This window comes from Rhodococcus sp. ABRD24 (genome assembly GCF_004328705.1).
In the GTDB taxonomy this organism is placed as follows: domain Bacteria; phylum Actinomycetota; class Actinomycetes; order Mycobacteriales; family Mycobacteriaceae; genus Prescottella.
On record NZ_CP035319.1, the window covers coordinates 2567585 to 2590033 of the forward strand.

The following is a 22449-nucleotide window of genomic DNA, read 5'->3' on the forward strand; positions in this document are numbered from 1 at the left end:
GCACACACGAGAGGTCCGCATGACTTCCTCCGGAACGCGCGCCCACGACCGCACGCACACACTGCACGCCGAGCAGCTTCAGCCGGGCCGAAGCTACGAGCTCGGAACGCATCTCGTCACCACTGACGAGCTGATCGATTTCGCATCGAAGTGGGATCCTCAGTGGTTCCACGTCGACGCGGAGGCTGCCGACCACGGCCCGTTCGGTGGTCTGATCGCGAGTGGCCTGCACACCGTCTCGATCTTCCAGAAGCTCGCGGTTGCGGCAGTGATCGGCGAATGGAACGTGATCGCTGGGCGCGCCCTACGGGACGTGCGTTTCCTCCGCCCCGTGCGGCCGGGCGACGAGCTGACCGGGGCGATCACGATCGAGAACGTTCAATTCGAAACCGAGAAGGAGCGAGCATTGGTCACCACATCTGCACAGGTCCGCAATGTGCACGGCGCGGAGGTCCTCACCGCTGTCATGGATGCATACGTCGGATGCCGGCCGACGGCGGTGACCGGCCGATGAGCGGCATCAGAACGTCCACCGACCTGGCGGGCCGCGTGTTGCGCGTGACGATCGATCGTCCGGATCGGATGAATGCGGTGGATCTTCCGACCCTGTCCGAGCTCGGCCGCGTGATCCGCACGGCCGGTGAGGACGTCCGCACGATTGTGCTCACCGGGTCTGGGCGGGCATTCTGCAGCGGCGCAGACCTTCTCTCGATGAGCGGCGCGTCCCCCGATGACGTGATGGACATCGCGAACGGCGTCATCCGCGCGATCGTCGAGTCGCCGGTACCCGTCGTGGCCGCGGTCAACGGTCCTGCGGTCGGGTTCGGCGTGGCACTGGCCTGCGCGGCCGACCTCACCTATGCGGCCGAGAACGCCTACTTCGCGCTCTCGTTCACCTCCGTCGGACTCATGCCCGACGGAGGCTCCACCGCACTCGTCACGGCGGCGATCGGCCGGGCTCGGGTGTCGGAGATGACGTTGCTCGGTGAGCGGCTCTCGGCCGCCGACGCGGAAAGGACGGGCCTGATCGGCCGCGCCCTTCCCGCCGAGGAACTCTCGACTCACGTCGCTGCCGTGGCCGCCAGGCTCGCGACAGGGGCGCGCAGGGCGCTGGAGCTGACCAAACGCGACCTCGTCGCGGCGAGCATTCCGGGCATCGACGCGACCCTCGATCGCGAACGATCCGGCCAGATCGAACTCATGGCGACTGCGGATTTCGCAGAAGGCGCGTCCGCAGTCATGAGCAAACGTCCACCCAATTTTTCCTGAGCCTGCACAGAACGAGAAAGAAAGAGCGAAATGGCCACTGTTGGAGCGCAACTCACACTGAACGCGCGGCGTCATCCCGACCGAACTGCACTGATCTTCGAAGGCACAGAACGTAGCTACCGGCAGCTCGACGACGAGGTCAACCGCCACGCCCACGCCCTCATCGAGCTCGGGGTGCGCAAGGGCGACCGCGTTGCGTTGATGTCGAACAACTCCGATCTTTTCATCGTCGCGATGTATGCGGCGTACAAGATCGGCGCGATCTTCGTTCCGGTCAATCCGCGCAGCACCTCCCGCGAACTGCGATACATCCTGGACGATTCCGGCGCCAAGGTGCTTCTGTTCGGTTCCGCGGTGATCGACGCCGTCACCGGCCTCGACAAGCTCGAGCCGACGGCAGTCCCGCTCACCATCCTGGGCCTCGACAATGCCCAGAACGCGTTCCCGCACATCGGCGAGCTCGCGGCATCGATGCCGGATACGGAACCCGGTGTCGAGGTGCGCGAGGACGACGACTGCATCATCATCTACACATCCGGCACCACCGGACAGCCCAAGGGCGCGCTGTTCGATCATCACCGGATCCTCTGGGTGGGGCACTCGGTCACCACGATCGGCATGAATTCGTTCGACCGCAATCTGCATGTTGCGCCGATGTACCACTGCGCCGAACTGGTCCTCTTCGTGATTGCCGGCTTCTCCATCGGCACCACCCACGTGGTGCTGCCGGCGTTCGAGCCCACGGCCGTGCTGGACGCCATCACGAAGCATCGGATCACCGTGTTCCTCGGCGTGCCCACCATGTATCAGCTGATGCTGACCGTCCCCGACCTGGCGGAGCGGGATCTCTCGTCCTGGCGTCTCGGCTTCTTCGGTGCGGCTCCGATGCCGCCGAGTGCGGTGGCAAAGCTCGTCGCAACCCTGCCCGACGTCGCCTTCTACCAGCTGTGCGGCCAGACCGAGGGCGGCCCCACCGGCATCTACCTGACGCCCGAAGAGGTCGAGGCACGCCCGGACGCAACCGGGCGGTCGGCCATCAGCAACGCCGAAGTCCGGCTGGTGGACGCCGACGGCAACGACGTCGCCACGGGTGAGACCGGCGAGATGATCGTCCGCGGAGAGACCGTCATGAAGTGCTACTGGAACAATCCCGAGGCCACCGCGGACACCATTCGCGACGGCTGGCTGCACAGCGGAGACCTCGCGGTGCGTGATGCGGACGGCTTCATCACAATCGTCGATCGCATCAAGGACATGATCATCACCGGTGGACGGAACGTCTACTCCGTTGAGGTCGAAAATGCGATGGCCAGTCACCCGGATGTTCAGGATGTGGCCGTCGTGAGCCGTATCGACGACACGTTCGGCGAAACCATCGTCGCCGTCGCGACGCCGATGCCGGGCCGCGAGATCTCACTCGACGGGCTGCGCGCCCACGCTGCCGAGTTCATCGCCGACTACAAGCTGCCCCGAGATCTGGTCATTGGCGAAATCCCACGGAACCAGTCCGGAAAGATCCTCAAGCACGTCCTCCGCGCGAAGGTCCGCGAATCCGACTGACGGAACCGACAATCCTGAGCAGACGATCCGCAGGAGGTGGCCCGAAGTAGCGACGCTTCAGTTCAGCTCGATGTCGATCGGGTGCGTCGCAAGAAGTGCGAGGGGGAGCGGCTGTCGACGCAGCACCTGACCCCAGACATCGGTACGCGCCGGGCTGGTCACATCGGAAGCCAACGCCGACAACACGATCCAATCATCGTGTTCGATCTCGGCGTCGAGCTGGCCGAGTGTCCACCCGGCGTAGCCGACAAAGATCCGCAGCCCCTCGATCACCGATGCGATGGGCTCGGGATCGGCATCGAGGTCCACCATGACCACCCGGCCGTCGATCCGGCGCAGTCCCGGAATACCGGCGATGTCGGCACCCGTGCGCAGCGTCGCCAGGCACAGCGCAGCGTCACGGGTGACGGGTCCGCCGACGAACAGCGCCTGCGGCCGGGCGGCCAGGGTGGCCCACTGCGGGAGCACCTCCTGCACGGAGGTTTCGCTGGGCCGGTTGAGGACGACGCCGAGACTGCCGGCGTCGTTGTGTTCGATCACGTAGACGACCGTCCGACGGAACGTCGGCTCGGTCAGATCCGTCGACGACACCAGCAGGCTGCCCGGCCGCACCGTCGGCTGTGCCGGGGCAGTGCGGTCCTCAGGTTCCTCCGAGTGCGCCACCGGGCCATCATCTCATCGACGGGCCCCGGACGGGAGATGCGAACGCGAACGGATTACACCGAATCGCTCTCGCCGCCGCTCTCGGGCAATGCGACCGTCCCGGACGCGGGCACCCTGCAGGACCCGGTACGCGGCACCCCGAGCTTGTGCAACACCAGGCTCATCGGACACCAGCCGACGACGCCGTAGAGAACCAGATTTGCGGACGCGAAGGCCGTCAGCGCACGCCACTTCGGCGAGTGTGCGCGGCCGAGTAGCAGGCTCGTGCCGACCACGGATCCGCCGAGCAGCGGAACGATGCGCTCGACGGTCCAACCGGAATGCTTCGGCAATGCCATTGTCACGACTCCTTCTGGGACGTTCAGTGCGGTGGGGTGATTTCCAGTCCTGCTCGACGCCACGCACCCATCCCGCCGCGCACCGAATAGCTCTCGACACCCTGGCGGGACAGCATGCGAGCCGCGCTGGCCGAGCGCCCACCCGAGCGACAGATCGCGACGACCGGTCGGCCGGCCGCAACATCGAGACCGCTCTCGAGGACCTCGTGCAGCGGCAGGTGGTAGGCATCGGACGCGTGGCCCGAGTCCCATTCGGGCAGCGAGCGCACGTCGAGCAGGACGGCACCCTTCCCGACGAGCTCTCTCGCCGCGTGGACATCGACGATGCCGTACGACCTGCGGAAGATGCCGGTGAACTTCGCCAGTAGAGCCACCCTGCTCGCTTTCTCCAGACCCCTGTGGGGTCGTTTCATCCTCACCGTATACCCCAATGGGTATGTGGTCGACGTGTTGTCGACCACGGTCCGACACCGCTACGCCAGCCCGAGGAGCTGGTCGAGCACCGCCAGATGATGTTCGAACAGCACCGCGGGATCGGCGAAAGTACCGGCGCCATACTGCCCGAACACCTCGAAGTTCACCGCACCGAACAGCGCCGCCCAGGCCATGACGCCACGGGCGAGCACCTCGTCGGGCACCGTCAGCTCCATCTCGGCGCGAATTCGATCGAGGTCGGCGGACAGACTCGGGTCGATCGGCGTCCGCGGCACCGCGAGCGCCCCCGCCGCGTATGCGGCCTCGACGATACTCACGAGCGCGACGATCACGCGTGTACCCGGACCGGTCGTCCGGTCGGCCGGCGCGTGATACCCGGGCACCGGGCTGCCGAACAGCAGCGCGTACCGGGCGGGTTCGCGGAGCGCCCACGCGCGCACCGCGCAGGCAAGGGCATGCAGGCGACCGCGGTGGTCGGCGGCAGGGAGCGCAGCGACGGCAGCAGCCACCTCCGCACCGAGTTCCGTGTACCCGTCGATCACGAGGAGCGTGAGCAGCTCGTCGCGGCTCGCGACGTACCGGTACACCGCCGACGAGACGACGCCGAGATCGCGCGCGACCGCGCGCAGCGACAAGGCTGCCGCACCGCCCGTGGCCAGGTGCTCGCGTCCGATCCGGGTGATCTCGGCGAGCGTCTGCTCGCGGGCGCGTTCGCGGGGGGTACCGGTCATATGCCCACCCTGCCCGAGAAATGAGAGCGCTGTCAACAAAAGAGAGCACTGCTCTTGACAGGAGTGGATGGACCCATGCATCTTTGAAAAAGAGAGCGGTGCTCTCGAATCTGAAATCCCTTCGAGAAAGCGGGCACGTCATGTCGAATCTGCAGGTAGTGACCGGCGCGGGACCCGTCGGCTGGACCGTCACCGAGCAACTGGCCGCTGCGGGCCACAACGTCCGGGTGCTGACCCGCTCGGGCAGTGGGCCGGACCATCCGCGGATCAACCGCCGGAGAGTGGACGTCTCCGATCCCGCGGCACTCGCGAACGCGCTCGATGGCGCCGCGGCCGTCTTCCATTGCATCCACGGCTCCAAGTACGACGCCGCAACGTGGGAACGTGAACTCCCGACAGCCGAACAAACGGTGCTCGCCGCCGCGCAGCAGATCGGCGCCGTCGTGGTGTTCCCGGAGAGTCTGTATTCCTACGGCCGCCCGGACGGGCCGATGACCGAGGACAACCCCCGCACCGCGACCACCGGCAAACTCGGGGTCCGGGCGCGCCTGCTCGCGGCCCGTGCGGCGCACCCGACACCAACGGTCAGTGTGGTCGCGTCCGACTTCTTCGGACCGCACGTTCGTCACGCACACGCCGGTGAACGAATGGTGCCCGCGGTCCTCAACGGCAAGACGATCCGGGTGATGGGCCGCGCCGACGTCGCCCACTCGTTCACCTACGTGCCCGACCTCGCGGCGGCGATGATCACCGCCGCTCACCACCCGGCGCTGTGGAACACGGTGCTGCACGCGCCGACCACGCCCGCGATGACGCAGCGGCAGCTGGTGGAGGCCTTCGCGCAGGCCGCGCGGGTGCCCGCACCGAAGGTAGGCACCTTGCCCGGATGGCTGCTGCGCACCGTCGGGTCGGTGCACCGACCGACCCGAGAGCTGGCCGAAACGCTGTACCAATTCGAGGCGCCGTTCGTGATGGACTCCCGCCGCAGCGAGAACCTGCTCCGACTGGCACCGACCCCGTTGGAGCAAGCTGCGGAGGCGACGGTCCGGTGGTGGCAGAGCGAGTCGAACACGGTGGCCGCCCGATAGGGTCACCGTGTGCGCAAATGGAATCCATCGTCTGTCCGGCAGACGTGCGAGGCCGCCGTCACCACGCTGCGCCACTCGCCGGGCCTCGGGCGGCTCACCACCGTTCGGTTCGCGAGCCAGTTCGGCGACGGGCTGTTCCAAGCCGCCCTGGGCGGGGCCATCCTGTTCAACCCCGAACGTGAGCCCGAGCCGATCGCAATCGCGGCGGGATTCGCGGTATTGCTGCTTCCGTATTCAGTGATCGGACCGTTCGCCGGCGCACTGCTGGACCGCTGGGATCGCCGTGCCGTCCTGCTGTGGGCGAATCTGCTGCGCGGCAGTCTGATCCTCGTCACCGCGGCATTGCTGTTCGCGGGTGCGAGCGAGACACCACTGCTGTTGCTGGCACTCGCCGCAATCGGCGTCAGCCGCTTCGTGCTGGCTGGCGTCTCGGCGTCCCTTCCTCACGTTGTCCGCCAAAGCTGGCTTGTGCCAACAAATTCGGTGCTCGCGACCGTGGGTTCGGCGTTTTCCGCGATCGGCGCGGGTACAGCGGTCGCGGTCATCGAAGTAGTTGGCGAGGGCGATGTCGGCTCCGGCACCGCAGTGGCGGTCGGGGCTCTCGGGTCGGTGATCGCGGCGTGGGCGGTAAGCAAGTTCGGCCGGCGCGCCCTCGGGCCGGTAGTCGACGATGACGCCGGGTCCACTGCCACACTCGGCACCATCAGCGCCGTCCTCGGCGGGTTGCGTACCGGCGGCATCGCAGTGTGGCAGTCGCCCGGCGTCACCACCGCGATGATCGGAATCGGTACCCACCGCATCGTCTTCGGCGTGAACACACTCGTGATGGTGCTGATCCTGCGTGGACCCGATTCCGGGACGGCACTGCCCGGCGGCCTCGCCGGATTCGGTGTCGCGGTGGGGGCCACCGCATCCGGCATGCTGCTGGCCGCACTCGCGACGCCATGGATCATTCCGCGTCTCGGCCGACCGCGGACTGTCACCCTCGGGCTGGTCTTCGCGACGGCCGTGCAGCTGACGTTGATCACCACACTGTGGCAACCGCTGCTGCTCGTGGGCGCGTTCCTCCTCGGGTTCGCCGGCCAGTCCATCAAACTCACCGGCGACGCCGCCATGCAGATCGAGATCGACGACGACCGCCGCGGTCAGGTGTTCGCCTTGCAGGACACGGTTTTCAACATCGCATTCTGTGCGGCTCTGGCCGCGGCGGCCACCGTCATCGAACCCGACGGACACTCGCTCGGACTGGTGCTCGCGGCCGGTGGGGTCTACGTGCTGGGCCTGGTTGCCATCGGCGTGAACTCACGACGCCCGATCCCGGAGTCGGGCTAGGCGACGACCAACGTCATTCGCCTACGACGGTGACGGAACCGAGGTTGGTGAACTCCGCGACGATCGGATGACCCGGTTCGACGAAGACGGCATCCGTCATGCCTCCGGTGAGGATGATCCACCCCGCCTCCAGAGCGAGCCCACGCTCAGCGAGAGAGTTTGCGGCGAGAGCCAGCGCCTCGGCGGGATGTCCCTGTACGGCTGCGCCGGTGGCGCGGTCGACCTCAGCGCCGTCGATCTTGAGAACACACTCCTCGATCACCAGGTCGAGTTCGCTCGGGTCCCGCTCGACATCGCCCAAGAAGAATCGCGACGAGGACGCGTTGTCGGCGACGACGTCGGGGAGGGTGAACTTGAAGTCGATGTACCGGCTGTCGATGACCTCGATCCCGGCGCGCACGGACCGGACGGCAGCCAACGCCGTCTCCGCCGTTACACCGGGACCCTCGAGACGTTCGCCGAGCACGAATACGATCTCGGGCTCGACCCGCGGATGGATCAACTCGGCCATCGGGATCGGGCTTCCCTCCTCGAGAACCATCCGGTCGGTGAGAACGGCGGTCAGCGGCGAGTTGACGCCCATCCGCTGCTGCTTCGCCACCGAGGTCAATCCGAGCTTGACGCCTATCACCTTTTCGCCCTGCGCCACCTTGCGGGCAATCAGTTCGTCCTGAACGAGGTAGGCGGTGGTCAGATCGAGTCCGGGCCAGTCCTCCGTGACGGGGTGGCGATCGCAGCGAGTTTCCTCGGCGTTCAGCAGCACCTCGGCGGCGGATTCGATAGTCCAGGTCGTGGGGGCAACACTCATGGGATGGCTACTTCCTTACTGGTGGGTCGCGGTGCCACGAGGCCGATCGCGACATCGATCATCAGGTCTTCCCGCTCACCGGACGAGGCAATCGGCTCGCGTGAATCATATGCGGCAAGAAGAGCTTTCGCTGTGAGTTCAGTATCGGGGCGCGCCGCGTTCCGTGGGCCCCGTCGAACGGTTGAATCGGCCGGCGTCGTTATCCGACTGCAGTTTGTACTATGCAGCGGCGCAGCGCGATAATCAATGAATGAGTCCCGAAGAACGGAACAGTTCGGCTTCGCGTGACCAACCGACATCGGTCGTTCGGCGGATGTCGGAACTTCTCACGGCATTCGGCCCATCGGACACGTATCTCGGAATCAACGAGCTCGCCCGTCGCACCGGAATACCCAAGGCAACCGTGTCGAGACTGATCAAGGACATGGAGCGAGAGCGATTCGTCGAGCGGCGCGGCAGCCAGATCGGACTCGGGCTCAAGCTGTTCGAGCTCGGCGAACGCGCATCACGGCGCCGTTCGGTCCGCGAGATCGCGCTACCGTTCCTCGCTGATCTCCGCGAGGCCACCGGGCAGACTGTGCATTTGGCGATCCTCGACGGCACCGAGGTGGTGTACGTCGAGATCCTCCGGGGCCGGGACGCACCGTGGCTACCTTCGGGCGTCGGGGGCCGGCTGCCTGCCCACGCAACCGGAGTGGGCAAGGTGCTGCTGGCGCATTCACCACCCGAGGTGCTCGACGCCGTCCTGGCCGCGGGACTCACCCCGGTGGGCCCACGCACGGTGACGCTCCCCGCACCGTTTGTCCGACAGCTCCGCCGTATCGCCGAGACCGGCATCGCGTACGAACACGAGGAATCGGCGCCGGGCGTCGCATGTGTCGCCAGTTCCGTACGTGTCGGCGATGATCCGCCGATTGCCGCGGTCTCCGCGTCCGGATGGATCGGCAAGGTCGACATCCGCCGTGTCGCACCCGCGGTTCACACCACCGCACTCACGATCGCCCGCGCACTGGCCGCCATCGACGCCTGAAGTCCCGCCGTCGAGGCACGTGTCGGTGGCGTCAGCCTGAACCAACCGGCGCGCCGGTTTCACGTTGCCGAAGTCTTGCGCGGTTGCCGCGCCGATTCCTCCGCAACCTGCAGTTCCTCGAAGGCAGCCAGGCGTTTGCGCGCCGGCTCACCCAGGCGTTGTGTACACAGGGCGATCAGAATCTCGACGAGCATGAACCCGTGGGTCATCGAGTCGAACGGACCGAGCCCGACGTGACTTGTGGTCAGAACCGAATCCGCATAGCTGGCCAGGGGCGACAGGTACGCGTCGGTGACCGTGATCAGGTGCGCTCCTCGCTCGACGGCCGCGACGCCCCAGTCGACGACGGTCTGCTGATATCGCCGATAGTCGAATACGACGACGACGGTATCCGCGTCAATGTCGATGAGCGCACTCAACTTCGCGGCCGAGGTGGGGGGCACGTAGTCGACCCCGTCGCGCAACATGTGCAGGTACTGGGCAAGGTGCGCGGCGAGCGCCGTGCTGTATCGCCCCCCGATCGTCACGACGTTGCGGTTGCGATCGGTCAGCGCGGACACCACCCCGTCGAGTTCACGCTCGTCGATCGACTGCAGCGTGGTCCTCACTCCTTCGGTGTAGATACGTTCCGAAGTCGCGAGCGGCGAGTCTTCCCCCGACTCGGTACCGGTCGGCGGGTAGATACTGACCGGCGAGAACAACCGGGTCTGTACTTCCTGCCGCAGCGCCGCTTGAAACGCGCCATACCCATCGAAGCCCAGCTTGCCGATCAGCCGGAGCACAGTCGGCCCACTGACTCCTGCCGCAGTCGCCAACTCGGCAATCGATCCCAGACCCGCCGTCGGATAGTTGTCGACAAGTGCTGCGACTACCTTGTGCTCAGCCGGCGCCAGGGATCGGCGAACTTTGCGAATCCTCTCGGCAACAGTGGGATCCGTCGACGGTGCGTCTGCCATGGACGCCCATCTTACCGTCAGGTAGCACCTTTCCTTGCTACCTCGTACGCACCCGATTCCGCGCCGATCCGTCCCGTCCGCCGGGCTCGACACCGGCGACGGAACACAGTTGGCCCGGCAGGTGCAATCCACCACCGAATTACTCTGGGCTACTGCAACAATGGCAGCCCAACCGTCCTTGTGGCTACCGAACCGGCGAGATAGAGTCCCTGACAATTACCGGCACGAACGGACCTCAGCGACACTGATATCACCCGACGGCCCGGCGTGCAGGAGGAGTTACCGAAGTGGAGATGCCGAGTCGGGGTTTCATCGAGAATCATGGCCTGTGGAACGAGAACCAGCGCGACGAAGCCAGGAACATCCTCGCCCGAGTTCAGGCGGACGGCATCCGGACGGTACGGGTCAGCACTGCCGATCCGCAGGGCAAGCTGCGTACCAAGGCGGTGACACCCGCGGTCTTTCCATCCGTCCTCACCGACGGCCTCGACTTCAGTTCTGCCCAGTTCAACTTCGATTCCGGCGAACGATTCGTTCGCGACCCCTTCGAACCCGCGAGCACGGCATCTCCACATGAGACGACCGGGCTACCCGGTGTGATTCTCGTGCCCGATCCACGCACCTTCCGGGAACTGCCCTGGTCACCCGGAACCGCGTGGATCCTCGGCGACATGTACTCGGCCGACGGCAGGCCCGTCCCCTTCGACGCTCGACACAAACTCGAGGAGCTCCTCGCACGAATGCGGGGAGAGGGCCTCGAATACGTGGCAGGCCTCGAAATCGAGTTCTACGTGACACGCGTCCTCGATCAAAAGCTTGCTCCCGAGGAACTCGGCGGCCAGGGCCGGCCACCGACACCGCCGATCGTCGAAGCCGTCACACGCGGATACGCCTACCAGAGCGAGGAAGACCACGACAGGCTGGACGGCTTCCTGGCCGCGGTCGTGGACTACGGCCAGCGCCTGAAAATGCCCATCCGTACGGTCGAGATCGAGCTCGGACCCGGACAGATCGAGGTCACATTCGAGACGATGGACGGCTTGGCGGCAGCCGATACCGCGGTTCTCTTTCGCTCCATGGTCAAACAGGTCAGTGCACGGATGGGACTGCATGCGACCTTCATGGCCGCGCCCGGGCTACCCGGGTTCTGCGCGAGTGGTTGGCACCTGCACCAGAGCATCAGCGATCACACGGGACGTAACCTCTTCGCCGCCCCACCGGGATCGAATCAGCACCTCGCACCGATGGGCTTGCATTTCCTCGGCGGAATACTCGAGCACGCGCGAGCAGCCTCCGTATTCACCACACCCACGGTCAACGGCTATCGCCGCCGACGCGCCTACTCGCTAGCGCCCGACCGGGCCACCTGGGGTCACGACAACCGGGCCGCAATGTGCCGGGTGATCGGATCCCCAGGAGATTCCAGCTCGCGCATAGAAAATCGCGTCGGGGAACCGGCGGCGAACCCGTATCTCTACATCGGTAGCCAGATCGCGGCCGGTCTGGACGGTATCCGGAACCGCACCGATCCGGGCCCCCGCGAGAACGCACCCTACAGCGCAACGTCTCGACCCCGGCTTCCGACGACACTCATGGAAGCGGTCGACGAACTACGGGACAGCAAGTTCTTCCGGCGGGAATTCGGCGACGACTACATCGAGTGGCTTCTCACCGTCAAGGATTCCGAGATCGAACGCTTCCTCGAGGCCGAACCCCAGTGGGAGCAGCACCCCGACGAAGTGACCGATTGGGAACACCGCGAGTACTTCACACGATACTGATGACTGCGAACCTGTCGCGAAACTCTCTGACAAGCAGTCGATTTCATGCCGATCAGGACGAGGACCATCGCGGGTGAGGAGCATGGCCGGCCTGCCGGAGACCCTGCCATGCCCTCGCCACGATCGCGACTATGGGGTGAACTCGACCACCGCGCCGCCGGAGCCGCACAACGGTCCGTAGCCGAGGCATTCGGCGCTCGAGTACGTGCCACCCAACGCCCCGAGCAGGAAGCCCAGATGCTTCATGCCCATGTCCGCACGCGCAACCTTCGAGTACTCGGGGACATAAGCCTCGAGACGCTCGACATCGCCTGACGTCACGAGCTCGATCAGCTTCCCGTTGGCCGCGTCGTCCTCCGGCGAATAGATCCGATCGTTGTCGAAGTCGACACCGTCGCGGAAAATCGATCCGGACAGCCCACCGATGCCGACGATGGACACCGTCTTCCCTTGTGCTGCTGCAGTTTCTACGGCAACCTGCCCGATCTTTCGAGTGATCTCCCAATCGTGGTACAGATTGTTCGAGGTCACGACCAGCGGGATCGACGCCGTGGCATTCATCGACTTGGAGAAGACGATCGTTCCCGCGTCGATCGGAAATCCGTCGTAATCACATCCACGCGACTTGATCCCGAACGCTTCGGTGGAGGCGATCGCGCGCTCCGCAATCGGGACAGCAACGTCGATCTCCCAGTCGATGTGGCCGAACTCGTGCCACGTCCCGTCGACGAAGCGGCCGGTCATGTGCGGACGCGTGAGCCACATCTGGTCGACCACGGCGATCCAGCCCGTGGAGTAGACGATCACGGTGTCGGGCGCCGCCGCCTCGAGGGACTTGCGAGCGCGATCGAGTCCTTCCACGATGGGACGCAACCCGACTGCATCCGATCGCAGAAGCGGGAGAGGGCTTCCCGGAATGAGGTACGCCGACTTCACGTTCGATTTCATGCCTGCACTCCTGCCAGGGTCTTACGGGCGATATCCGAATCCATGTCCCACTCCATGACCGCGTTGCCGGTGCCGATCACAGTTCCGTAGCCGTGCAGCTCCGCAGGAATTTCCGGGTATCCGAGGGCGGCCATCATCCACGTGAATCCGCCGGACTTGAGCTCGGCGAACGCCTCCTCGATGAACTGCGGCATGATCTCCACAGCCTCTCGAGTCCTACCCTTGCGAAGCAGATCGATGAAGCGCATGTCCCACTGGTAACCCTCCCAGTTCTGAGGGTGCTCCCGCGTCATGTCCTCAGGAGTCTCCGGCTCGGAGTCGAAGTGGAAGTGACACAAGGTGTTGGACGCCAGCACGACCGCACGACGGCCCGTGGCTTCGATAGCCCGGCGAGTCGCCTTTCCGAGGGCGTCCATCTCCTCGAGACCCTCCTCCATCTTGAGGTAGTACGGGGAGTTGTTCGCGCTGATGGCGATCACCGGGATGTCCCACTGCGGACGCATCATATGGAGCGTGGTGATCGAGCCGTAGTCGACGCGGAAGTCGGGGTTGGTCATCAGTTTGGAAGTCAGTCCCGCCGCGCGGGCCTCCTCCATGCACGCTTCGGCGAGTTCGACGTCGACCTTCAGATCGAAGTTGTATCGGAAGAGATTCGGGAAGATCGGATCAACCGACTTCCCCTTCAGGTTCGGCACACCCAGGAAGTGATGTCCCACAGTAGTTTCCCAGTGCGGGGTGTGGACAAGCAGCACGTCGGGCTGGTGGGCCTCCAGCGATGCGCGTGCCCTCTCGTAGGCCCATCGGAGCTGCTCCCAACCACCCTGCGAGCGCGGCTCGTTCTGTGGCGGATTCTCTCCGTAGACCTGATGCGGGGGATGCGGGGCCAGGTAGCCGGCCACGATCTGTCCTTTTCCCATGACTCCTCGTTTCTCTGTCGGAACGGACGCACGTAACGATTGCTGCGTGCACTGACCTATGAAGTGACAGTTGCACCGGCGGGAAGATAGGCAACACCCTGCATCTCGATGAGAAGATGCGGATGCGGCAGCTGGTGAACTGCGACAGTCGTACGGGTGGGGCCGGATTCGTCGAACATCTCGGCGTACACCTCGTTGTAGCCACCGAAGTCATTCATCGACACCAGATAGGTGGTGACCTGGACCAGGTCGGACAGCTCGGCTCCGAATTCGCCGAGTACCTCCCGCAGGTTCTCGATCACAGCTCTGGTCTGCAAGCGAATGTCCAGATCGGTGCACCCCATTTCGTCGACCTCGACTCCCACGAACGTGTTGTCGGGGCGACGGGAACTGGTGCCCGACACGTACAGGAAGTCTCCGGCGACCTTGACATGGGGAAACCGCCCACGCGGCTTCGCCAGCCTCTCGATGACTCGGGTTCGGCTCATTTCGTCATCCTTCGAATTGCGATGTTCTGATCGGCGTGCACGGATCGGCCGTTCACAGCTGGACGCAGACGTTGGTCGGTTCGGTGTAGAAGTGGAGCGAGGCCTCGCCGCCCTCGCGACCGACACCGGAAAGGCCGGCACCACCGAACGGGGAGCGGAGTTCACGGGTGAACCACGTATTGACCCAAGAGATACCGACATTCATTCGTCCGGCCACCCGGTGGCCTCGACGGAGGTCATTGGTCCACACCGCTGCCGCGAGCCCGTACTCGGTGTCGTTCGCCAGCGCGATCGCCTCTTCTTCGGTGTCGAACGGGATCAGTGCTGCTACGGGGCCGAAGATCTCTTCACGGACCGCGCGGTCGGTGTTGGTGAGCCCGGTCCACAGCGTGGGCTCGATCCACGAACCACCGCGGAGGTCGGCGCCGACGTCGGGCACACCGCCACCGGTGAGGACCTTGGCGCCCGCTTCCTCGGCGAGCGCAAAATAGTCGAGAACCTTGCGCCGATGGGCGTGGGAGATCAAGGGCCCGGTTGTCGTTGCCGGATCCTGCGGGTTGCCGAGCTTCAGTTGCTCGGCACTCGCCACCAGACCGGAAGCGATGTCGTCAAAGATTGCGCGCTGGATGTACACGCGTTCGGTGCAGAGGCACACCTGCCCGGTGTTGGCGAACACCGATCGGGTCAGACCCGCGATGGCCTCGTCGAGGTCGACATCGTCGAACACCACGGCCGCGTTCTTTCCGCCGAGTTCGAAGGACACCGGACGCACCCGCGGAGCGACGGCCTGCATGACGCGCGATCCGGTAGCCGAGGACCCGGTGAAGGTGACGCCGTCGATTCCGGGGTGAGCGGTCAGGAACTCGCCGGCCGAGTTCCCGCCGAACCCGTGCACAACATTGTACGCACCTGCCGGCAACCCCACTTCGTCCAGAATCTCCGCGAGAAGCGTAGCAGTGGAGGGTGTTTCCTCACTCGGCTTCACCACGACGGCATTTCCGCACGCGAGTGCAGGAGCAACCTTCCAGGTCAACAGGAGCAACGGGAGGTTCCACGGGACAATCACCGCGACCACACCGAGCGGCTTGCGGATGGCGTAGTTCAGTGCCTGACGACCGCCCGGCAGGTCGGTCATGAACGATTCCTGACCGGCTGCGGCAACGATGTCGGCGAATGCACGGAAGTTCGCCACAGCGCGAGCCACATCGAGTTCCCGGGCCTGGGTGATGGGTTTTCCCGTGTCGGCGACTTCCGCCGCCACGAACTCCTCGAACCGTTCTTCGATCCGATCGGCGGCCCTCCTCAACAGTGCCGCCCGCTCACGCACCGGGCTGTCTGCCCACCCGCCGTCCAATGCCCGGCGGGCGGCCTGTACCGCACGATCGACGAGAGCCTCGTCCGCCTCGTGTACCGAGGCGTGTGCCCGACCCGTGGCGGGATCGATACATTCGAAGCTGGACCCAGATTCCGGGTCGACGAATGCGCCGTCGACGAAGTTTCGAATCCATTTATCGGAGTTCATATTTCAATTGCCGTTCTTCGATGGGAGTTACTCCGAGAGCATGCGGAGCTGCTTGTGACAGCGACTGCTAGTTCGACTGCTCTACGACACTCTCGACGCCCGCAAAGCGAGCGACGATCTCGGCGAGCACACCGTTCGGGTTCGCAAGCTGGTCGAGGATGTCGAAGTGATTGGCCTCGATCTCCAGCACCTCGAAGGACTGCCCGGATCTCGCGGCGAGCGTCGCAGCAAAATCTACTGTCTGCCTCTGGAATTCACTGGGCTCCTGACTGCCGTAGGCAAATGCGACGGCGGGCAGCCGAACTGGCGGATCGAGCTCCGGCGACAACCTCGCTGCCGTGTCCGGATCGAGTTGTAGCAGCGGGCCCAGGAAGCTGTGCGGTAGGGGTCGCAGATCATAGACGCCGCTCACGCCGATGGCACCGGCATACGGGATTGCGGGCAGACCGTAGTCGGCGGCCCAGTCGGTCTGGAGCAGTGCTGCAACGCCATGGCCGCCGGCAGAGTGACCAGCCAGGACGATTCGGTCACCGTCGGCCCCATAGTCGTCGAGGTGGTTCCAGAAGTGGGCGAAGCCCTCCCGATGCTGCTGAACGATGTCATCGATGGTCACTCGCGGGCACAGGGCATAGTTCTCCACCACGACGACGAACCCGCGGCTGCACAATCCCTCTGCGATGTAGCTCCAGACCTTGCTGGTGGTCGCCTTCCAGTAGCCGCCGTGCACGAAGTACAGCGTCGGTCGGGGGCCCTCGAAAGAGGACGGGGGCAGGAACACGTCATAGTTCGCGTCGATGTCACTTCCGTACCGGATATCGAGCAGCACTCGCCCTTCGCTTCGTACCCTCTCGCTTCTTTGAACGAAATCCCCTGCATACAAAGAGAAGTCCGGAACTGTCGCCTCTATGTCGTATTCGGCATCCAGCTCTGCCTGGGTTCGGAACTGTCGATACAGAGGTGTCGTCATGAGTTGGCTCCTTCGAGTGGGGCTGTGTACGTGGGACCAAGGCGTGGAGATCTGGGCGCGCCTCAGCGCAAGGAGCGGCGAGTGGCTCGTGCCGAAACTCGAACATCCGTCGGCAGGCACCCGAGCTTCTTCGGACCATGTGCCTGACGAAAGTCGCTTGCGCCAGAACGGCACTCACGACGCGCAGGAGATCGAAGTCTTTGTGGCACTGTCCATTCCACCCGAATAGTGCATACCCGGATGACGCGAAGGCAGTGTGCGCGGTTCGACGTTGGCCGAGAGCCGGGCAGCCCCCGGCGACTTCGCCGCCCGGCTCCGCAAAGCGGGGCCGACATACAAGCTGGGTGCTCCAGCGACCCCACTTCTCACCTCCCGTCGGACCGTGAACGTAACGTACGTTACATGATCTGACACAGAACGGAATAGATATTACGAAAGAATTCTGCCGCCGCCCGAGGTGCGCACCGATCAGTACGGGCTTGCGCGATCGCCGAACCAGTACCGAACCAGGACACATGTGCGACGGACCCGAACGCAGTTCCTTGCCCTACGGCTGGACACCCCGGCGCACCGTCTCGAGACGCCCGTCGCCGTCGGTGTCGCTCAGCCGTACGGTCATTCGCCCCTGCTCTTCCTCCGCGACCAGCACCGTGTCGTGCCGGAGTCGATCCCGGATGGACAGGAGCACGACGTCGTGCGTGCCGTTTCCGTCCAGATCGGCGGACGCGTCGTCCACCGCGCCGTCACCGTCGTAGTCGAGGCTCATCCATCGAACCGATCCGGGCTTCGGCTGGTCCGGGTGAGCGAACCGCTCACCGATCTGCGGTTGCGTCCGCTCAGCGGGGCTGTCACGGGCGACCTCACGGCCCCACACACCATCGCGGGCCGGGTCCGCGAAGTATCGGACGGCCGGATCGCCCAAGTCCAGTACCGCGCGGTCCGCCGCACCGTCACCATCGCAGTCCCACATCGCGTCGTCCGTGAGTCCGTCCCCATCGAAGTCCAGTCGCACCGCGTCGAACCCGCCGACTCCGTCCACGTCGACATCGGCAGCCGAGGACCACACCGTCGGCGGACAGTCGCCGGTGCCGAACCAGTACTCGAGAGATCCCATACCTACCTGGACGTAACCGGTACCGACACGGTTCCGCCGCAACCGAACGGAGTTGGGGGCCGGGCGCTGACTGATTCCCCGCGGGCAAGTAGCGCTCGAAGTACGGCAGCGTCACGTACTTCTGCGGCAACGGTCAGAATCGGAGCGGGGCAGGCCGAAGATTCGATGGGCTCGACTCCAGCGCGAACCAGTCCTGGGTGGCGGGAACGTGCGCCCCAGGACTGGGGAATCTGGCGAGCCCCAACGGCCGAATGCCACATACGTCCGGTTCGAGTAGACGTATGTGGCATTCGGCCGAGGTCAGGGCCCGGCGCGGGGCCGAAGCGGGGGACTACTGGACGGCGTCGAGCCACCCGCCCAGACGGTCCGGGCGGTCGGTGATCACACCGTCCACGCCCGCGTCCACGAGCAGACGCCACTGCTCCGGTTCGTTTGCCGTCCACACGAAGGTCTGCAGCCCCGCCGCGTGCAGGTCGGCGATGACACCGATATTCTCCCGCACGAACCCGACGTACGGATTACATGCCGTCACACCGAGATCCGCGCACAACGCCATCACGGCCTCGTCGATTCCCAGCACGAGCAGACCACGCGGTGCATCGGGTGCGACCTCGCCGAGCGCACGCACGGTAGCCACGTAGAAACTCTGGGGCAGCACACGGGGAAGGACGGGCTCGAGGACGCCGAGTAATTGCTTCACCTGGTCCGGCTCCCAGTCGCCCTTGAGTTCGAGGAGCAATCGCAGGTGCGGATGCACGACCATCAGGTCGACGACATCCGTGAGCAGCGGCACCCGCTGACCCGCGGTATCCACGGCGAACCCGGCACCCGCGTCGAGACGACGAATGTCTTCAGTGCTGAGGGCCTGGACAGCACCGGTTCCATCGGTGGTCCGGTCGACGGTGTCGTCGTGGATCACGACGAAGGTGCCATCACCGTCGACGTGGACGTCGATCTCGATCATGTCGGCACCGGCTCGAACGGCCGAACCGAAGGCGAGCATCGTATTCTCCGGAGCCACCGAGGAATTGCCCCGGTGCGCGACGATCAACGGCCGGGTCACAGGTACGGCTCCACATTCTCCTTGAACGCCGTCTGTAGGCGCGGGGTGACGGAGGGCCACACGGTCTCGGCCGACGCACCCTCGAGAGCGAACCGCTCGATGCCGTCGGTGAGGATCTGGTCGCCGCCGGGGACGAAGACGCGCACGTAATCCTGCGAGCGTGTCTTCTCCTGCAACTGGTCGACGGAGATCCGGTACTGCGGCTTCTTGGCGTAGACCGCATTCATCGCCGCACCGTTGATGGCGGAGGTACGCACCGGCATGTAGCCCGTTCCGACTGAGAACTTCGCAGTGTTCTCTGCGTTCGTCATGAACTTCAGGAACATCGCCGCAGCAAGCTGCTGTTCCGGCGTGCGGGACGCCGTGATAGCCAGACCAGTGCCGCCGGTCGGCACATTGCGGCCCGGAACCGGACCGTCGGGCAGGTACGCCGCACCCAGGTCGAACTTGGCCGCCGAGAGCAGACCGGACAGGTTGCCCGTGGAGCCGATGACCGCGCCGTACAGTCCGGCCGAGAAGTCGGCGGTCAGGTTCGCCGACGCGACGGACGCGAACGCCTTCGGCCCCTTGTACATGTCGCGAACGAAGTTGCCGGCCGACATAGCCTCGGGCGTCGCCAAGGAGACATCCCACTCGTTGCTGTAGGCGCCACCCCGGCCCCACAAGATGTTCGAGAACCACCATGCCGACCAGGATGGCCCCAGGCTCAGCCCCAGCGGCGCGCCGTCGGCAGGCACGACCTTGCGCAACGCGGTCGACCATTCGGCCATTTCGTCCCATGTGGCCGGTCCGCGGTCCGGCAGCCCGGCAGCGGCCCAGTGTGCCTTGTTGTAGTAGAACAGCGGCGTCGAGCGGGCATAGGGCGCGGCCCAGTGCGAACCCTGGTACGCATAGTCCTCGTAGAGAGTGCTCACGAAGTCCCCGGTATCTGCCTCGAGGTACTCGAAGACGTCGTCGAGCGGCATGACCTGCCCGTTGATGAAGTACCGGAACCAGTACACGTCGGAAGCGATCACCAGATCGGGCAGATCCTGGGTGCCCGCCGCTGCCTGGTAGCGCTGCGCGACCTCGTCATAGCTGGCGCCCGCAGTCACCAGGTTTACCCGGATCTCGGGATGCTCACTGTTGAAGGCCGCGATGAATCCCTCCTCCATCTCCTTCGACTTACCCGGATGGTTGCTCCACCAGGTGATCTCGGAGGCGGGTGTGATCTTGGACCAGTCGGTACCGCTTGCTGCGGCGGGACCACCGCCGTCACCGCCCACACTCGGGCCGCCGCAGGCCGCAGCCATGAGGCCGAGCGCGCTCACCCCGCCGATGCGCAGGAAGTCTCTGCGCGAGGGGGTCCAGAGGGGGGAGTCGGAGCGTCGATTCCACGACATCGTTTGATTCCTTGTCGATTTCGTATGCGTACAGATGGGCATAGTTGTGTCGGTCGAGGGAAGAGCGGGGGCGTCAGCCCGTGGTGGCGCCGGCGGTGAAGCCTGCGACGAGGCGCCTTTGCAGGATCAGGAAGCCCACCACGATCGGCATCGTGACGATCACCGTGGCGGCCATGAGCACGCCCCAGCTGTTCATCCCGTCGATGTCCTGCAGCAGCGTCAACCCGACGGGCAGCGGCATCGTGTCCGTGCTGTCGGTGACCAGGCGAGGCCACAGGTACTCGTTCCACTCGCCGACCAACGAGACGAGCGATACCGCAACGACAGTGGGGATCGACATCGGCACGACGAACCGCCACAGGCGCCGCCAGTGTCCGGCACCGTCCATCTCGGCGGCCTCGAGTACTGCGGCGGGCAGGGTGAGGAAGTGCTGACGGAACAGGAAGGTGCCGAAAGCACTCGCCAGTCCAGGAACCAGGATGCCCTGGTAGGTATTGAGCCAGCCCAGCGACGCGACCAGCGTGTAGTTCGGGATGATCGTGATCTGGGCGGGAATCAACAGCGTGAAGAGGACCAGCGCGAACATGAACTTTTTGAACGGAATATCCAGGAACACAAGCGCATAGGCACAGCACAGGCCCAACATCACCTTCAAACCTGAACCGAGGACGGTCAGCAGAACGCTGTTGAGGAACATCCGCCCGAGGGGGATGGTGGTAGCCGCCTGGCGGTAGTTGTCGAGGTTGAAAGCCTCCGGAAGCCACTGCAGCGGAAGGGTACTCAGCTCTGCCTCGGTCTTGAAGCTGGCCAGCACCATCCAGATCATCGGAATCGACATGACCAGAACCGTCAGGACCACTGCTATGTAGAGCCCGGAGCGACCGACACTGTGGACCGGCGACCTCCGGACCCTGCGGGCCGGTGGGGGAGCCGGAACCGGCTCCCGAACCACGGGTCGCGGCCGTTCGAGGATAGTACTCACGAGTAGTGCACCTTCCGATCCATAACCCTCAGTTGGAATGCCGTGATAACCAGGAGCAGGACGAACAGGATCGTGGCGGTGGCAGAGGCGTACCCGGCGCGGCCGGTCTGGAAGCCGTCGACATAGATCTGGTACATCAACGTCGTCGTGCTGCCGAGTGGTCCGCCCTGCGTCATTGCCTGGATCAGATCGAAGGACTGGAGCGAGCTCAACGCCATCGTGATCACCAGGAACGAGGAGACCGGGCCCAGCAGTGGCAGAATCACCGACCTCAAGGTCCGCAACCGGCCGGCACCGTCCAGTGCGGCGGCGTCGCGCATGTCCTGTGGAATCGACTGCAGCCCAGCGAGATAGATGATCGCGACGTAGCCTACGTGCTTCCATAGGTAGACGATGATCAGCATGACCAAAGCCCAGGGCGACTCCGTGTACCACTGTGGCGAGGTGAGGCCGACGGCTTCCAGCAGCGTGGAGAGCAGCCCGTACCGTGGGTCGAAGATGTAGAGCCACAGCATGCCGACCGCGATCCCCGACAGGCCGTAGGGGATGAAGGCCAGCATCCGAGCCATCCCACGACCGGCCAGCTTCTGGTTCAGGAGCAGCGCGAGCAACAGGCCCAGCACCAGCGAGCCGCCAACGGTAGCCACCGTGAATATGGCGGTGACGCCGAGGGTGGTGCTCGACGAGGGATCCGAGAACCAGGCTATGTAGTTGTCCAGGCCGACGAATCTCGCTGCAGCAGAACCCATGTTCCACTGCAGAGTCGAGTAGTAGAAGCTCAGGATGAGCGGCCGGTAGACGAACACGAGCAGGAGCGCGATGTTGGGCCCCGCGAGCAGCAGGAACCACAGCAGGTTCTTCCGCTGTCGACGGCGTCGACTCTCACTGGTAGGCGGCGAGCTCCGCGGCTCGACTCTGGGAACACTGACCGAAGTCACCGGACATCGACCTTCCAATTGGCATTCACGTTGAATTCGTAATGATCCCGAGAGGTGGCGTCTCACCGGACCCAGCTCGCGTCTCGGAGCATCGTCGCGCGACTCTTCCCGCAACGAGCGATGCCGTGAAAGTTATT

Annotated in this window: 23 protein-coding genes; 7 read left to right on the forward strand and 16 right to left on the reverse strand. The window is 64.9% G+C overall.

Going from position 1 to position 22449, the window contains the following annotated elements:
• Positions 1–19 precede the first annotated feature (19 nt).
• The 3 genes from ERC79_RS11290 to ERC79_RS11300 are packed head-to-tail and all read left to right on the forward strand — an operon-like array spanning position 20 to position 2829.
• Positions 20–514: a MaoC/PaaZ C-terminal domain-containing protein gene (locus ERC79_RS11290; protein WP_131578202.1), complete on the forward strand. Its 495-nt coding sequence runs from the start codon at positions 20–22 to the stop codon at positions 512–514.
• A complete protein-coding gene (locus ERC79_RS11295; RefSeq protein ID WP_131578204.1) occupies positions 511–1269 on the forward strand; it encodes an enoyl-CoA hydratase in 759 nt (252 codons plus the stop codon). Before ERC79_RS11290 ends, ERC79_RS11295 begins: the two co-directional genes overlap by 4 nt.
• A 30-nt stretch (positions 1270–1299) precedes the next feature.
• Positions 1300–2829, forward strand: a complete 1530-nt coding sequence (locus ERC79_RS11300; RefSeq protein WP_131578206.1) for a long-chain fatty acid--CoA ligase — start codon at positions 1300–1302, stop codon at positions 2827–2829.
• A 57-nt stretch (positions 2830–2886) separates the two neighbouring features.
• On the opposite strand, the gene ERC79_RS11305 is transcribed toward ERC79_RS11300, so the two are convergent.
• Genes ERC79_RS11305 through ERC79_RS11320 form a run of 4 tightly spaced genes read right to left on the reverse strand, consistent with a single transcriptional unit; the run spans position 2887 to position 4996 of the window.
• On the reverse strand, positions 2887–3492 hold the full coding sequence (locus ERC79_RS11305; protein ID WP_131578207.1) for a YqgE/AlgH family protein: 606 nt from the start codon (positions 3490–3492) through the stop codon (positions 2887–2889).
• A 53-nt stretch (positions 3493–3545) separates the two neighbouring features.
• The gene (locus ERC79_RS11310) at positions 3546–3830 is read right to left on the reverse strand and encodes a DUF2892 domain-containing protein (protein WP_131578209.1); all 285 of its coding nucleotides are present in this window, start codon (positions 3828–3830) and stop codon (positions 3546–3548) included.
• A gap of 23 nt (positions 3831–3853) precedes the next feature.
• Positions 3854–4243: a rhodanese-like domain-containing protein gene (locus ERC79_RS11315; protein WP_131578211.1), complete on the reverse strand. Its 390-nt coding sequence runs from the start codon at positions 4241–4243 to the stop codon at positions 3854–3856.
• A gap of 60 nt (positions 4244–4303) precedes the next feature.
• Positions 4304–4996: a TetR/AcrR family transcriptional regulator gene (locus ERC79_RS11320; RefSeq protein ID WP_131578213.1), complete on the reverse strand. Its 693-nt coding sequence runs from the start codon at positions 4994–4996 to the stop codon at positions 4304–4306.
• A gap of 140 nt (positions 4997–5136) precedes the next feature.
• Here ERC79_RS11320 and ERC79_RS11325 point away from each other — a divergent pair, with 140 nt between their 5' ends.
• Together ERC79_RS11325 and ERC79_RS11330 are read left to right on the forward strand one after the other, a co-directional pair.
• Positions 5137–6084 (forward strand): NAD-dependent epimerase/dehydratase family protein, encoded by a 948-nt coding sequence (locus tag ERC79_RS11325; RefSeq protein WP_131578215.1) that lies wholly within the window; start codon positions 5137–5139, stop codon positions 6082–6084.
• Positions 6085–6093: 9 nt separating this feature from the next.
• Positions 6094–7416: an MFS transporter gene (locus ERC79_RS11330; RefSeq protein ID WP_131578217.1), complete on the forward strand. Its 1323-nt coding sequence runs from the start codon at positions 6094–6096 to the stop codon at positions 7414–7416.
• 13 nt (positions 7417–7429) lie between these two features.
• Here ERC79_RS11330 and ERC79_RS11335 read toward each other — a convergent pair whose 3' ends face one another.
• The gene (locus ERC79_RS11335) at positions 7430–8224 is read right to left on the reverse strand and encodes a fumarylacetoacetate hydrolase family protein (RefSeq protein ID WP_131578219.1); all 795 of its coding nucleotides are present in this window, start codon (positions 8222–8224) and stop codon (positions 7430–7432) included.
• A 250-nt stretch (positions 8225–8474) separates the two neighbouring features.
• Between ERC79_RS11335 and ERC79_RS11340 the strand changes: the two genes are divergently transcribed.
• Complete coding sequence (locus ERC79_RS11340; protein ID WP_131578221.1) at positions 8475–9254, forward strand: IclR family transcriptional regulator; 780 nt, start codon at positions 8475–8477, stop codon at positions 9252–9254.
• Between the two features lie 59 nt (positions 9255–9313).
• Here ERC79_RS11340 and ERC79_RS11345 read toward each other — a convergent pair whose 3' ends face one another.
• The gene (locus ERC79_RS11345; RefSeq protein WP_131578223.1) at positions 9314–10210 is read right to left on the reverse strand and encodes a MurR/RpiR family transcriptional regulator; all 897 of its coding nucleotides are present in this window, start codon (positions 10208–10210) and stop codon (positions 9314–9316) included.
• A 293-nt stretch (positions 10211–10503) separates the two neighbouring features.
• Between ERC79_RS11345 and ERC79_RS11350 the strand changes: the two genes are divergently transcribed.
• Complete coding sequence (locus ERC79_RS11350) at positions 10504–11991, forward strand: glutamine synthetase family protein (protein WP_131578225.1); 1488 nt, start codon at positions 10504–10506, stop codon at positions 11989–11991.
• A 129-nt stretch (positions 11992–12120) separates the two neighbouring features.
• Here ERC79_RS11350 and ERC79_RS11355 read toward each other — a convergent pair whose 3' ends face one another.
• The 10 genes from ERC79_RS11355 to ERC79_RS11400 all read right to left on the reverse strand — a co-directional run bounded on the left by ERC79_RS11355 (position 12121) and on the right by ERC79_RS11400 (position 22312).
• On the reverse strand, positions 12121–12939 hold the full coding sequence (locus ERC79_RS11355) for a tRNA U-34 5-methylaminomethyl-2-thiouridine biosynthesis protein (RefSeq protein ID WP_131578227.1): 819 nt from the start codon (positions 12937–12939) through the stop codon (positions 12121–12123).
• Complete coding sequence (locus tag ERC79_RS11360) at positions 12936–13856, reverse strand: tRNA U-34 5-methylaminomethyl-2-thiouridine biosynthesis protein (protein WP_131578229.1); 921 nt, start codon at positions 13854–13856, stop codon at positions 12936–12938. The genes ERC79_RS11355 and ERC79_RS11360 overlap by 4 nt, the downstream gene beginning before the upstream one ends.
• A 56-nt stretch (positions 13857–13912) precedes the next feature.
• Positions 13913–14344 (reverse strand): RidA family protein, encoded by a 432-nt coding sequence (locus tag ERC79_RS11365; RefSeq protein WP_131578230.1) that lies wholly within the window; start codon positions 14342–14344, stop codon positions 13913–13915.
• A 52-nt stretch (positions 14345–14396) separates the two neighbouring features.
• Positions 14397–15866 (reverse strand): 2-hydroxymuconic semialdehyde dehydrogenase, encoded by a 1470-nt coding sequence (locus tag ERC79_RS11370; protein WP_131578232.1) that lies wholly within the window; start codon positions 15864–15866, stop codon positions 14397–14399.
• A gap of 67 nt (positions 15867–15933) precedes the next feature.
• Positions 15934–16833 (reverse strand): alpha/beta hydrolase, encoded by a 900-nt coding sequence (locus ERC79_RS11375; protein ID WP_131578233.1) that lies wholly within the window; start codon positions 16831–16833, stop codon positions 15934–15936.
• 547 nt (positions 16834–17380) lie between these two features.
• Positions 17381–17947 (reverse strand): hypothetical protein, encoded by a 567-nt coding sequence (locus tag ERC79_RS11380; protein ID WP_131578235.1) that lies wholly within the window; start codon positions 17945–17947, stop codon positions 17381–17383.
• Positions 17948–18278: 331 nt separating this feature from the next.
• Positions 18279–19010 (reverse strand): glycerophosphodiester phosphodiesterase family protein, encoded by a 732-nt coding sequence (locus tag ERC79_RS11385; protein ID WP_131578236.1) that lies wholly within the window; start codon positions 19008–19010, stop codon positions 18279–18281.
• A complete protein-coding gene (locus ERC79_RS11390; protein WP_131578238.1) occupies positions 19007–20392 on the reverse strand; it encodes an ABC transporter substrate-binding protein in 1386 nt (461 codons plus the stop codon). Before ERC79_RS11390 ends, ERC79_RS11385 begins: the two co-directional genes overlap by 4 nt.
• Positions 20393–20465: 73 nt before the next feature.
• A complete protein-coding gene (locus ERC79_RS11395) occupies positions 20466–21374 on the reverse strand; it encodes a carbohydrate ABC transporter permease (RefSeq protein ID WP_242676528.1) in 909 nt (302 codons plus the stop codon).
• Positions 21371–22312 carry a sugar ABC transporter permease gene (locus ERC79_RS11400; protein WP_131578241.1) on the reverse strand — a complete coding sequence of 314 codons (942 nt, stop codon included), beginning with the start codon at positions 22310–22312 and terminating at the stop codon, positions 21371–21373. The genes ERC79_RS11395 and ERC79_RS11400 overlap by 4 nt, the downstream gene beginning before the upstream one ends.
• Positions 22313–22449: the final 137 nt, after the last annotated feature.

Coding starts and splice junctions, on each gene's coding strand:
- ERC79_RS11335 (WP_131578219.1), bottom strand. CDS start 8,224: ATGAGTGTTGCCCCCACGACCTGGACTATCGAATCCGCCGCCGAGGTG.
- ERC79_RS11310 (WP_131578209.1), bottom strand. CDS start 3,830: ATGGCATTGCCGAAGCATTCCGGTTGGACCGTCGAGCGCATCGTTCCG.
- ERC79_RS11295 (WP_131578204.1), top strand. CDS start 511: ATGAGCGGCATCAGAACGTCCACCGACCTGGCGGGCCGCGTGTTGCGC.
- ERC79_RS11360 (WP_131578229.1), bottom strand. CDS start 13,856: ATGGGAAAAGGACAGATCGTGGCCGGCTACCTGGCCCCGCATCCCCCG.
- ERC79_RS11375 (WP_131578233.1), bottom strand. CDS start 16,833: ATGACGACACCTCTGTATCGACAGTTCCGAACCCAGGCAGAGCTGGAT.
- ERC79_RS11370 (WP_131578232.1), bottom strand. CDS start 15,866: ATGAACTCCGATAAATGGATTCGAAACTTCGTCGACGGCGCATTCGTC.
- ERC79_RS11290 (WP_131578202.1), top strand. CDS start 20: ATGACTTCCTCCGGAACGCGCGCCCACGACCGCACGCACACACTGCAC.
- ERC79_RS11325 (WP_131578215.1), top strand. CDS start 5,137: ATGTCGAATCTGCAGGTAGTGACCGGCGCGGGACCCGTCGGCTGGACC.
- ERC79_RS11315 (WP_131578211.1), bottom strand. CDS start 4,243: ATGAAACGACCCCACAGGGGTCTGGAGAAAGCGAGCAGGGTGGCTCTA.
- ERC79_RS11340 (WP_131578221.1), top strand. CDS start 8,475: ATGAGTCCCGAAGAACGGAACAGTTCGGCTTCGCGTGACCAACCGACA.
- ERC79_RS11390 (WP_131578238.1), bottom strand. CDS start 20,392: ATGTCGTGGAATCGACGCTCCGACTCCCCCCTCTGGACCCCCTCGCGC.
- ERC79_RS11350 (WP_131578225.1), top strand. CDS start 10,504: ATGCCGAGTCGGGGTTTCATCGAGAATCATGGCCTGTGGAACGAGAAC.
- ERC79_RS11300 (WP_131578206.1), top strand. CDS start 1,300: ATGGCCACTGTTGGAGCGCAACTCACACTGAACGCGCGGCGTCATCCC.
- ERC79_RS11345 (WP_131578223.1), bottom strand. CDS start 10,210: ATGGCAGACGCACCGTCGACGGATCCCACTGTTGCCGAGAGGATTCGC.
- ERC79_RS11380 (WP_131578235.1), bottom strand. CDS start 17,947: ATGGGATCTCTCGAGTACTGGTTCGGCACCGGCGACTGTCCGCCGACG.
- ERC79_RS11320 (WP_131578213.1), bottom strand. CDS start 4,996: ATGACCGGTACCCCCCGCGAACGCGCCCGCGAGCAGACGCTCGCCGAG.
- ERC79_RS11355 (WP_131578227.1), bottom strand. CDS start 12,939: ATGAAATCGAACGTGAAGTCGGCGTACCTCATTCCGGGAAGCCCTCTC.
- ERC79_RS11365 (WP_131578230.1), bottom strand. CDS start 14,344: ATGAGCCGAACCCGAGTCATCGAGAGGCTGGCGAAGCCGCGTGGGCGG.